This is a genomic window from Phyllobacterium sp. 01N428, from assembly GCF_056399405.1.
Window position 1 is genome coordinate 254020 of the sequence record NZ_JBFTRH010000004.1, and the last position, 9640, is coordinate 263659.

The 9640-nt window shown below is 58.7% G+C and carries 10 protein-coding genes; 4 read left to right on the forward strand and 6 right to left on the reverse strand.

Features of this window, described 5'->3' with window-relative positions:
- The first annotated feature begins 77 nt into the window (after positions 1 to 77).
- Together AC1DNI_RS13075 and AC1DNI_RS13080 are read left to right on the forward strand one after the other, a co-directional pair.
- Complete coding sequence (locus AC1DNI_RS13075; protein WP_477692137.1) at positions 78 to 1067, forward strand: cupin domain-containing protein; 990 nt, start codon at positions 78 to 80, stop codon at positions 1065 to 1067.
- Between the two features lie 60 nt (positions 1068 to 1127).
- Entirely contained in the window at positions 1128 to 2342 is a 1215-nt protein-coding gene (locus AC1DNI_RS13080; protein ID WP_477692138.1) for an MFS transporter, read from the forward strand.
- Positions 2343 to 2444: 102 nt separating this feature from the next.
- Here the strand turns inward: AC1DNI_RS13080 and AC1DNI_RS13085 are convergent, their stop codons facing one another.
- The 3 genes from AC1DNI_RS13085 to AC1DNI_RS13095 all read right to left on the reverse strand — a co-directional run bounded on the left by AC1DNI_RS13085 (position 2445) and on the right by AC1DNI_RS13095 (position 5121).
- Positions 2445 to 4016, reverse strand: a complete 1572-nt coding sequence (locus AC1DNI_RS13085) for a GMC family oxidoreductase (protein ID WP_027233418.1) — start codon at positions 4014 to 4016, stop codon at positions 2445 to 2447.
- A 46-nt stretch (positions 4017 to 4062) separates the two neighbouring features.
- Positions 4063 to 4629: a gluconate 2-dehydrogenase subunit 3 family protein gene (locus AC1DNI_RS13090; protein ID WP_477692139.1), complete on the reverse strand. Its 567-nt coding sequence runs from the start codon at positions 4627 to 4629 to the stop codon at positions 4063 to 4065.
- A 96-nt stretch (positions 4630 to 4725) separates the two neighbouring features.
- Positions 4726 to 5121: a VOC family protein gene (locus tag AC1DNI_RS13095; RefSeq protein WP_477692140.1), complete on the reverse strand. Its 396-nt coding sequence runs from the start codon at positions 5119 to 5121 to the stop codon at positions 4726 to 4728.
- Positions 5122 to 5339: 218 nt separating this feature from the next.
- Between AC1DNI_RS13095 and AC1DNI_RS13100 the strand changes: the two genes are divergently transcribed.
- Positions 5340 to 5660: a ribbon-helix-helix domain-containing protein gene (locus tag AC1DNI_RS13100; protein WP_027233415.1), complete on the forward strand. Its 321-nt coding sequence runs from the start codon at positions 5340 to 5342 to the stop codon at positions 5658 to 5660.
- 14 nt (positions 5661 to 5674) lie between these two features.
- Here the strand turns inward: AC1DNI_RS13100 and AC1DNI_RS13105 are convergent, their stop codons facing one another.
- The 3 genes from AC1DNI_RS13105 to AC1DNI_RS13115 form a co-directional block, all read right to left on the reverse strand.
- On the reverse strand, positions 5675 to 6970 hold the full coding sequence (locus tag AC1DNI_RS13105) for an ATP-binding protein (protein WP_477692204.1): 1296 nt from the start codon (positions 6968 to 6970) through the stop codon (positions 5675 to 5677).
- Between the two features lie 170 nt (positions 6971 to 7140).
- Positions 7141 to 7842, reverse strand: a complete 702-nt coding sequence (locus tag AC1DNI_RS13110; RefSeq protein WP_370462166.1) for a response regulator — start codon at positions 7840 to 7842, stop codon at positions 7141 to 7143.
- A 73-nt stretch (positions 7843 to 7915) separates the two neighbouring features.
- The gene (locus AC1DNI_RS13115) at positions 7916 to 8419 is read right to left on the reverse strand and encodes a MarR family winged helix-turn-helix transcriptional regulator (protein ID WP_091923819.1); all 504 of its coding nucleotides are present in this window, start codon (positions 8417 to 8419) and stop codon (positions 7916 to 7918) included.
- A gap of 251 nt (positions 8420 to 8670) precedes the next feature.
- Between AC1DNI_RS13115 and AC1DNI_RS13120 the strand changes: the two genes are divergently transcribed.
- Positions 8671 to 9561, forward strand: coding sequence for a branched-chain amino acid aminotransferase (locus tag AC1DNI_RS13120; RefSeq protein WP_477692141.1), 891 nt, complete (start codon positions 8671 to 8673; stop codon positions 9559 to 9561).
- The last annotated feature ends 79 nt before the right edge of the window (positions 9562 to 9640 follow it).

The window sequence follows — 9640 nt, forward strand, 5'->3', positions numbered from 1 at the left end:
ACCCGAAGGTTGGAACAGGCGATTGCAGAATATCGGCCCCACTTGCCTGCCGGACGCTCAGCATATAGATTAGCGAAATGCTTGATCATTCGTCCCGACCCAATTCGCCGCCACATATTCCGATGGATGCGCTGAGCGAGGTCCTGCAGGACTTTCGCTTGAATGGCGTCAATTATGGACGCTGCGAGCTCCGACATCCATGGAGCATCGCCTTTCCGCAACAACCGCTGCTTCGTTTTCACTTTGTCGGGCAGGGTCCCTGCTGGATGCATACGGAAGTGCAAGGCTGGCAGGAATTGCACGATGGCGACCTGGTTCTACTGCCGCAGGGCATCGCCCATCGGCTCGCCAGCGCGCCGGACGTGGCGGGCGACTCGCTGGAGAGTTGCCAGGTGACCAAGTTGGGGAGCAACGTCTGCGAAGTTGTGCGCGAAGGTACCGGGGCGACCAGCACCCTTTTCTGCGGTTCCATGGCGCTGAACGCCTGTGCGCTTAACCCATTGATCACTTTGATGCCGCCGATCATCAAGGGCTGCGACGTGGCGGGCAATGACCCGATCGTCGGTCCCTTGCTGGCGGCCATGACGACCGAGGCCGCACAACCGCAGATGGGTAGCGCCACCATCCTGTCGCGCATGGCGGATCTCCTCACGGCGCGGCTCATCCGTTGCTGGGTAAATTGCAACGGAGCCTCGACAACCGGTTGGCTCGCCGCTATCCGCGACCCCCATATAGGCCGCGCCCTGGCAGCAATGCATCGGGACCCCGGCCGTAACTGGACTCTCGAAAGTCTCGCCGGCCTCGCCGGCCAGTCGCGGTCGATTTTCGCCGAACGCTTCAGCGCTGTTTTAGGTGAGGGTGCGGCACGCTATCTCGCCCGTCTGCGTATGCAGCTTGCCCGCGAGTTGCTGGGGCAAAGCGGCATGTCGGTTGCCGAGGTCGCTACCCGGTTGGGCTATGAATCCGAGGCATCCTTCGCCCGCGCATTCAAACGCATCACCAATGTCTCGCCGGGCGTTGTGCGCCGCACAATTTCCGGACGAACAGACATGAATTTCGGATTTTAGGATACAGATCATCCGAGGTAACTGATTTATGAAGTATCTCCAAACCTTGGAGATGCTTCGATGACAGACACAACACTACAGCTTGAAGGCGCGGCAATAGAGCTTGATGGCGCCGCGCCGGTTGCGTGGAGCCGGGGTACCTGGTTCGCGGTCCTTTCGATGGCGGCGGCCAGCTTTGCTCTCGTTTCCGCCGAGTTCCTGCCGGCCGGCCTGTTGACGCCGATGGCGCGCGATCTCGGCATCAGCGAGGGGACGGCCGGACAGGTCGTCACTGCCACTGCTTCCGTCGGCGCCGTCACGGCCATGTTGAGCAATGTTCTCATCGGCCGCTTGAACCGCAAGACCGTGCTGGTCGGCCTCAGCGCCCTTGCGATCGGCTCCAATATTCTTGCGGCGCTAGCCACCGATTTCTGGTTGTTATTGCTGGGCCGGGCCGGGCTGGGCATCGCCCTCAGCGCGTTCTGGGCGCTTTCAGTCGCCGTTGTCGCAAGGCTGGTCGGCGCCAATGCCAAAGGCCGGGGCATGGCTATCGTCACCCTTGGCGTATCGCTCGCCACCATTGCCGCACCATCGATGGGCGCATTGATCAGCGACTGGCTGGGCTGGCGCAGCGCCATGGCCATGACCGCGGGGCTGGCGGCGTTTGCCATGCTGCTGCAGTTGCTCAGCCTGCCGACCTTGCCTGCAACCACAAGCAACAGCCTTGCCGATGTTCTTCGGCTGACGCGGCGGCGCGGCATTCAACTCGGCATGCTTGCCATTCTTTTGCTGATGACGGGGCATTTTGCCGGCTCGGTCTATGTGCGCCCCTTCCTCGAACACGTAACGCTCCTTGCAACCGGACCAATTGCCCTGGCGCTGCTCGGCTTCGGTCTCGCCGCCGTGGTCGGTAATATCGCCGGCGGCCGCTTGGCCGACACCAATATCCGCATGGCGCTCGCTGTCACCGCCGCTCTTATGGCATTTGCGGCGCTCGCTTTGGTACTTTGGGGCGTGCACATTGGCGTTGCCTTCGGCTTCGCTACGCTGTGGGGCTTTGCCTTCGGCATGGCCCCGGTGGTGCTGCCGACAAACTTGTCCAGCGCCGCGCCTGACGCGCTGGAGGCAGCGGGCAGCCTGATGGTCACCTCTTTCCAGGTCGCCATCACGATTGGCGCGGTTGTCGGCGGTTATGTCGTCGATACCTATGGCGCTACGGCTCCCTTGACGCTTACCGGTATACTTGCGGCAGCGACAGCCGTGCTGGCGCTGCTACAGCCCCGCACTGAAGAATAGGATCAGTGGTTCAAAGGCTAGCTACACCATTGACGCAATGTCGACGGGAAATTGCGCCAATGGCGTAGCCCGGTCTGCTTGGGAGAAATCGACCGGGCGTTTTCAGATTGTCTTTGCCGCCATCTCCTGTGCGATATAGTCGGCCTGGCGGATTGCCAGGCTGACAATGGTGAGTGTCGGGTTCTCCGCCCCGCCCGTCGTGAACTGGCTCCCATCCGCGATGAACAGGTTCTTGATGTCGTGGCTCTGCCCGTTCTTGTTGACGACGCCGTCCTTTGCCTTCTCGCTCATCCGGTTGGTGCCGAGATTGTGGGTCGAAGGATAGGGCGGGGTCGGGAAGGTGCGCACTGCACCCACGGACTTATAGAGTTCCTGACCCTGCTTATAGGCATGATCCCGCATCGCTTTGTCGTTGGGATGGTCGCTGAAGTTCACATTGGCGATGGGCAGGCCATATTTGTCCTTCTCATCCTTGTGCAGAGTGATGCGATTATCCTCTTGCGGCATGTCTTCGCCGACGATCCACATGCCAGCCATGTTTACATATTGGTCTAGCGCCGAGGTGAAAGACCGGCCCCACGCGCCCGGATCGAGGAACGCCGCCAGGAAGGGGATGCCAAGGGACAGCGTTTCCATCTCATAGCCGCCGACAAAGCCGCGCGACGGATCGTGTTTTGCCTCATCGCGAATGATACCGGCCATGGTGGTGCCGCGATACATGTGCACCGGCTTCTCGAACACGGCATAGACGGAGCCGGTGGTGTGGCGCATGTAATTGCGTCCGACCTGCCCGGAGGAATTGCCGAGCCCGTCCGGGAACATGCTCGACGCGGAGTTCAGCAGCAGGCGCGGGCTTTCGATCGAATTGCCGGCAACGGCGACGATGCGAGCCTTCTGCAATTGCTGCTTGCCATCCTTGTCGACGTAGAGGACGCCGGTAACCTTGCCGCTCTTGTCGTGCTCGATCTTCTGCACCATTGAATTGGGACGGACCTCGAGCTTGCCGGTCTTCTCACCTTTGGGAATTTCCGTATAGAGCGTCGACCATTTCGCGCCCCATTTGCAGCCCTGGAAGCAGAAGCCCGTCTGTTGGCAGGACATGCGGTCGTCGCGCTCGGCCGAATTGATGGCCATGTGACCGGTATTGCATTCCTTGTAGCCGAGCTTGTCGGCGCCGGCTTTCAACACCTTGAAATTGTTGTTGCCCGGCAGACCCTCGATATTATTGGTGCGCGTGACGCCCATCTTGTCCTCGGCCTTGGCATAATAGGGCTCGAGTTCGGCAAGGGTGATCGGCCAGTCGAGAAGGTTTGCACCCTTGACCTTGCCGTAGTGCGTCAGCGCCTCGAACTCGTGGTCCTGGAAGCGTAGCGATGCGCCGGCCCAGTGCGTGGTCGATCCTCCGACGGATTTGACGATCCAGGCTGGAAGATTTGGAAAGTCCTTGGCGACGCGCCAATCGCCCGAGGTGGTGCGCTTGTCGACCCATGCAAGCTGGCCGAAGCTATCCCACTCGTCATTGATGAAATCATCATATTCGTGACGCGCGCCCGCTTCGAGGATGACGACGTCTATGCCTTTTTGTGCAAGTTCGTTGCCTAGCGTGCCGCCGCCGGCGCCAGAGCCGATGATGACGACGACGCTGTCGTCTTTGAGATCATAAGGTGCAGCCATGGTTTCCTCCCATTAGCCAAAATCTTCGGTTCTATCGGACTTGCCGTCAGAGCCACTCAATGTCGCTGAAGCCACGGGCGATGTAGCCGCCCTTCGAGAAGGATTCGCCTTCGTAGCCAAAGATCGGCCAAAGGTCCTTCTGGTTATAGAGGCCCGTGACAAGTCCGCCGCGAATGGTCTGGAAGAACGGCGTGTCCTCGATCTTGCGAAGAATGGCCAGGCGGTCTTCTTCCCAGCCGAGACCAAGGTAACCGCCCTTGCCGGCACGCTTGTCGAGATCGGCAACGCCGTCGACGACAAGCTTTTTGGTTTTCGGGTCCTCACCGGCTTTGGCGTCGTAAGGCTTGACGGCGATCGCATAGAAGCGGTCGGGCACCTGATCGTGCGGATAGACGTCGCGCGCCATCTGGATCAGGGTCGCCATGGTCTGCGGATCGAGATTTGTCGTCTCCAATCCCCAGGCGAATTTTGGATGGATGATCGAACTGCCGCTGATGATGAGAATGGCGCCAAGGCTGGCGCTGCCACTTTTCAGAAGATCGCGGCGGGATATGCCCTTGCCGCTCGGGCCGGACTCGTCCAGATCCGGCTTGCGGTTGAAGATTGTAACCATTGAATTCCTCCCTTGCTTGCTATCGGCACCCGCCGGAGAACCGGCGAAATGCCCTTGCTGGCTATGACGGCGTTCCTCCAACGCCGCTCGGCCGGTTCAGACGAACCGGCCATGTCTTTCCAGGACTTCGATCTTGTATCCATCCGGATCTTCGACGAAGAAGAAGCGCGCGATCATTGTTTCCTCCCGCTTGAATTCGACAATGTCGCGGACCTTGTAGTCGAGGCCTTTCAGCCGCGCGTGGATGGCGTCGAGGTCGTCGACGCTGACGGCGAGATGACCGTATCCGTCCCCAAGATTATAGGGCTCGGTCCGGCCTTTGTTGATCGTCAGTTCGAGTTCGAACGGCGTTTCTTCATTGCGCAGATAGATGAGCGTGAACGTATCGAAGTCCAGCCGGTCGGCGACGTCGAGACCGAAAGCCGACTTATAGAATGACCTCGATTTTTCCTCATCGAGAACACGGATCATCGAATGAATGGCTTTTGCCAAGGGCGCCTCCATGGAGGTTGACGGGTTCGTCTCAAAACGAGGTTGCAGTGTCGAGACTTGTCGGTGATTATGCGCCTGGGAGAAGAAAAGTGGTGGCAATCGGCTACCACACCGCCTTGCAAGCGGAATAAATTTTCTCAAAACGCACCAATGACCATTCCGTCCGTTCGGGCACCGATTACAGACGCGGTCATCAGGCAGAAAGGGAGGTCTTGATAATGTGCAAGGTATTTGCAGAACAGGATCCGCAGGGTTATCGGCAGATCAATCGTTCTGTGCGCATCGGCGGACATTCTACCAGCATTCAACTTGAAGCGACGTTCTGGCAACTGCTCGACGAGATTGCCGAAAGCCAGAAAATGACGACGCCACGCTTCATTTCGACGCTCTATGACGAGGCTTTGCAAGCACAGGGAGAGATACCCAATTTTGCTTCAATGCTGCGCACGACATGTGCGCTCTATCTGCGCGGCGTCCAGATTGCAGCCGAAAAACCCGGAGAATGCGGATCGGCGCTGATCAATGAACATGCGGCCTGACTGCCGCAACAGGCCTAGGCCGGAATTCGCACGACGGCCCTGAGCCCTCCGGCCGGGCTTTCATCCAGCGTAATGTCGCCGCCATGGCTGCGGGCTATATCGAGCGCAATGGCAAGGCCGAGCCCGGTTCCGCTCGAGTCCTGATTGCGTGCCTCGTCTAGTCGGAAGAATGGCTTGAAGACCTCGTCGCGCATCTCCTTCGGAATGCCGGGACCATCATCGTCGATCGTGATCGTCAGCCAGCCTTCACGATGGTCGGCCAGAACCGAGACATTGCTGGCGTAGCGGAACGAATTCGACACGAGGTTCGAGATCAGGCGCGAAAAAGCATTGGGGCGGACCTGAATGACCGGCTCGCCCTTGATGATCGAGCTGAAGCCGCGGTCGAGCAGCGTTCCTTCCTCCTTGAGCTTGGCGAAGAAGCGCTCGAGGCTGAATGCGCCGGTTTCCTCCTCGGCCTCGCTACGCGCAAAAGCAAGATAGCCTTCGAGCATCGACTGCATGTCGTCGATATCCTGCTCCATGGCTTCGGTGTCGACCCTGTTGCCGACGAGGGCAAGTTGCAGCTTGAAGCGCGTGAGGATCGTGCGCAGATCGTGGCTTACCCCGCTCAGCATGGTCGTGCGCTGTTCGATCTGCCGTTCGATGCGCTCGCGCATGACGATGAAGGCGGCGCCGGCGCGCCGCACTTCCTCGGCACCGCGCGGCTTGAAGTCGGGAGGCGGCGAGCGTCCCTTGCCGAAACTGTCTGCCGCCGATGCAAGCTGCTGGATCGGCTTGATCTGGTTGCGCAGGAAGAGGATCGCAATCGCCAGGAGAACCAGGGCTGAGCCTGCCATCCAGACCAGGAAAATCAATGTGTTCGACGCATAGGCCTGGCTGCGGCGCGCGAAGACGCGCAGCACCTTGTTGTCGAGCTGGATGCGAATTTCCACGAGGTCGGAGTCCCCGATCGTATCGATCCAGAACGGGCGGTTGATCTGACGCGTGATTTCCTCGCTGAGGATGCCGTCGAGAATTGAGAAGAACGGCTTCGGGCCTGGTGCGGGCAGCGGATCGCCCGGCAATATGGAGATGTTGAGCGCGAGGCGTTCGCGGGCGATTCGAATGAGATTCTCGTATCCGGGATCCTGTGGATAGGTGTCCATCAGGTCGATAATGCCGGCAATGTCGCGCACCACAGCCGTGGAAAGGCGCTGGGTAACGGTTTGCCAGTGCCTTTCCATGAACACGAAGGCGATTACCGACTGCAACAGGACCATCGGAGCGATGATGATGATCAGGGATCGCGCATAGAGCCGTTTCGGCATCCAGTGCGCGAGCCAGCGCGTGAACTTTCGCCAGGGACCGAGCAGCGTGCTTCGCCTGCGCCGCCAATGACGCTTTCTGACGGCCAATGCGCGCTTTGCGGTATCAGTCTGTGCCATTACTCGTTGTCCGCTCACGCATTGAAATGGCGCGGATCACGAGGGTCGGGATCCTACTCCACGCTGAGTTTATAGCCGACGCCGCGCACGGTCTGCAACCAAACCGGATTGGCTGGATCGTTTTCGATCTTGCGGCGCAGGCGGTTGATCTGGACGTCGATCGTACGCTCGCCGACATCGCCCTCCTGGCCCGTCAGTTCGTGCCGGGGCACGGTCTCGCCGGCGCGCGCGGCGAAGATCGCCATGATATCCTGTTCGCGATCGGTGAGGCGAATGATTTCGCCGGACCGTTTCAGTTCGCGCTTGGCGATGATGAACGTATAGGGGCCGAATACGATCTGTTCGATCTTGGCCTGGGCTGCCGGGGCGCCGCGGCGCAGTATATTGTTTATCCTGAGAATCAGTTCGCGCGGATCGAACGGCTTCGGCAGATAGTCGTCGGCGCCGGCTTCGAGCCCGGCAATGCGGCTGTCGGTTTCCGACAGCGCCGTCAGCATCAGGATCGGCACGGTCTTTTCCTTGCGCAGCGACTGCGTCAGGGCAACGCCGGTTTCGCCCGGCATCATAACATCCAGAATCAGGAGGTCGAAATCAATGCCGGCAAGTTTGCGGCGGGCGTCGTCGGCATTGGCGGCCACCGTAACACGAAAGCCGCTGCCGGTAAGATATTGCGACAGTAGATTGCGAATTCGGGTGTCGTCGTCGACGATGAGCAGATGCGGCGCATCGTCCGATAGCGGATGTTCTTCACTCACCAGGTGTGTCCCTCTGATTGCCGGGTCTTGCGTCCCTTGTTCTTTCAATTCCAATTCTTCGTGCACTAAATTTCTATCCTGCCTTGGGTAGACTGTCGATCTGTTGCCATTGTGAAGGATTGACCATTGCCTTGAGGAAATGTTCGATCACGGCGCGGTCGGAGTGACCGATTTGGTCCAATGCACCGGCAATGCGGCGTGATTGCGGTGCCGCAAGTTCGAGCGCGAGATCGCGCCCTTTGGGCGTGGGGTATAATTCGCGCTGGCGCCGGTCGTGCGGGCCCGGTATCTGAACCACATGGTCGGTATCGATCAATTGCTTCAAGACGCGGGCGAGGCTTTGCTTGGTGATCTGCAGAACGTCCAGAAGTTCGGCCACGGTCATTCCCGGCTTGCGGTTGATGAAATAGAGAACGCGGTGGTGTGCGCGCCCGAAGGAAAGTTTCTCGAGGATCATGTCGGGATCGGCTGTGAAGTCGCGATAGGCAAAGAAGAACAGCTCGATGATGTCAAGTTCGCGCGCGTCGCTTTTCGTCAGGGCTGTCTCGATATGCCGATCGGGTGTATAAGATTTCATGCAGGTTTCCCGCTCCAGTTGGAAAATTATGTCAGCGTTGTTGACATAATTTTAGACTGTTGATAATTTTTGGCAAGCTGTTGGCCGCGTTTTGAACGAAACGAAAAGCCGATGAGTGTTTCCGAGACATTTTCCTCTTCGACACGCCTGTTTGTGCCTGCCGGCAATGGTACACCAATCGGTATTCTGGACCAGTTGGTAGCAACTCGAACTTGAAAAAATAACAGGAATCCAACGCCTGGAGGACAAACATGGCATCCGTCCCATTTGATCAGCTTGAAGGTTACATCTGGATGAACGGCGAATTCGTTCGCTGGGCGGATGCAAAAATTCACGTGCTGACCCATGGCCTGCACTATGCAAGCTCGGTTTTTGAAGGTGAACGCGCCTATGGCGGCGAGATCTTTAAGCTCAATGAACATACCGAGCGCCTGCACGAATCAGCTCGCATCCTCGGCTTCAAGATACCCTTTACTGTGGAAGAATTGAACGATGCCTGCCGCAAGCTTCTGGCAAAGCAGGGGTTCAGGGATGCCTATATACGTCCCGTCGCCTGGCGCGGCAGTGAGACCATGGGTGTTTCCGCCCAGGCCAACAAGATCAATGTCGCCATCGCCATCTGGCAGTGGCCGAGCTATTTCGATCCGGCGCAAAAGCTGAAGGGCATTCGTCTTGATCTTGCCGAGTATCGCCGGCCGGATCCGAAAACGGCTCCATCGAAGTCGAAGGCCGCCGGCCTCTACATGATCTGCACCATCTCCAAGCATGCAGCCGAAGCGAAGGGCTACGCCGATGCCCTGATGCTCGACTGGCGCGGACAAGTCGCCGAGGCTACGGGCGCGAATGTCTTCTTCGTCAAGGACGGCGTCATCCATACACCGACGCCCGATTGCTTCCTCGACGGCATCACGCGGCGCACCGTCATCGATCTGGCCAAACGGCGCGGCTACGAGGTTGTCGAAAGGGCGATCATGCCTGAGGAACTGGAAGGTTTCGAACAGTGCTTCCTGACCGGAACCGCCGCCGAAGTGACGCCAGTCTCCGAGATCGGACCGTATCGTTTCAGCGTTGGTGAAATCGCAATCAACCTGATGAATGATTACGCTGCGGAAGTAATGCCAAAGAAAGCGGCCGCAGAGTAGACGAAAGTCTAATGAAATTAGTGTTTGATACCCTGTTAAAACGACGCCAAGTTGTTTGACTTTGCTTAAAACATAGTCA

Bases quoted from the DNA above. Each gene is read 5' to 3' on its own strand.
- AC1DNI_RS13080 (WP_477692138.1), top strand. From the start codon at position 1,128: ATGACAGACACAACACTACAGCTTGAAGGCGCGGCAATAGAGCTTGAT.
- AC1DNI_RS13120 (WP_477692141.1), top strand. From the start codon at position 8,671: ATGGCATCCGTCCCATTTGATCAGCTTGAAGGTTACATCTGGATGAAC.
- AC1DNI_RS13105 (WP_477692204.1), bottom strand. From the start codon at position 6,970: ATGCCGAAACGGCTCTATGCGCGATCCCTGATCATCATCATCGCTCCG.
- AC1DNI_RS13085 (WP_027233418.1), bottom strand. From the start codon at position 4,016: ATGGCTGCACCTTATGATCTCAAAGACGACAGCGTCGTCGTCATCATC.
- AC1DNI_RS13115 (WP_091923819.1), bottom strand. From the start codon at position 8,419: ATGAAATCTTATACACCCGATCGGCATATCGAGACAGCCCTGACGAAA.
- AC1DNI_RS13090 (WP_477692139.1), bottom strand. From the start codon at position 4,629: ATGGTTACAATCTTCAACCGCAAGCCGGATCTGGACGAGTCCGGCCCG.
- AC1DNI_RS13100 (WP_027233415.1), top strand. From the start codon at position 5,340: ATGTGCAAGGTATTTGCAGAACAGGATCCGCAGGGTTATCGGCAGATC.
- AC1DNI_RS13075 (WP_477692137.1), top strand. From the start codon at position 78: ATGCTTGATCATTCGTCCCGACCCAATTCGCCGCCACATATTCCGATG.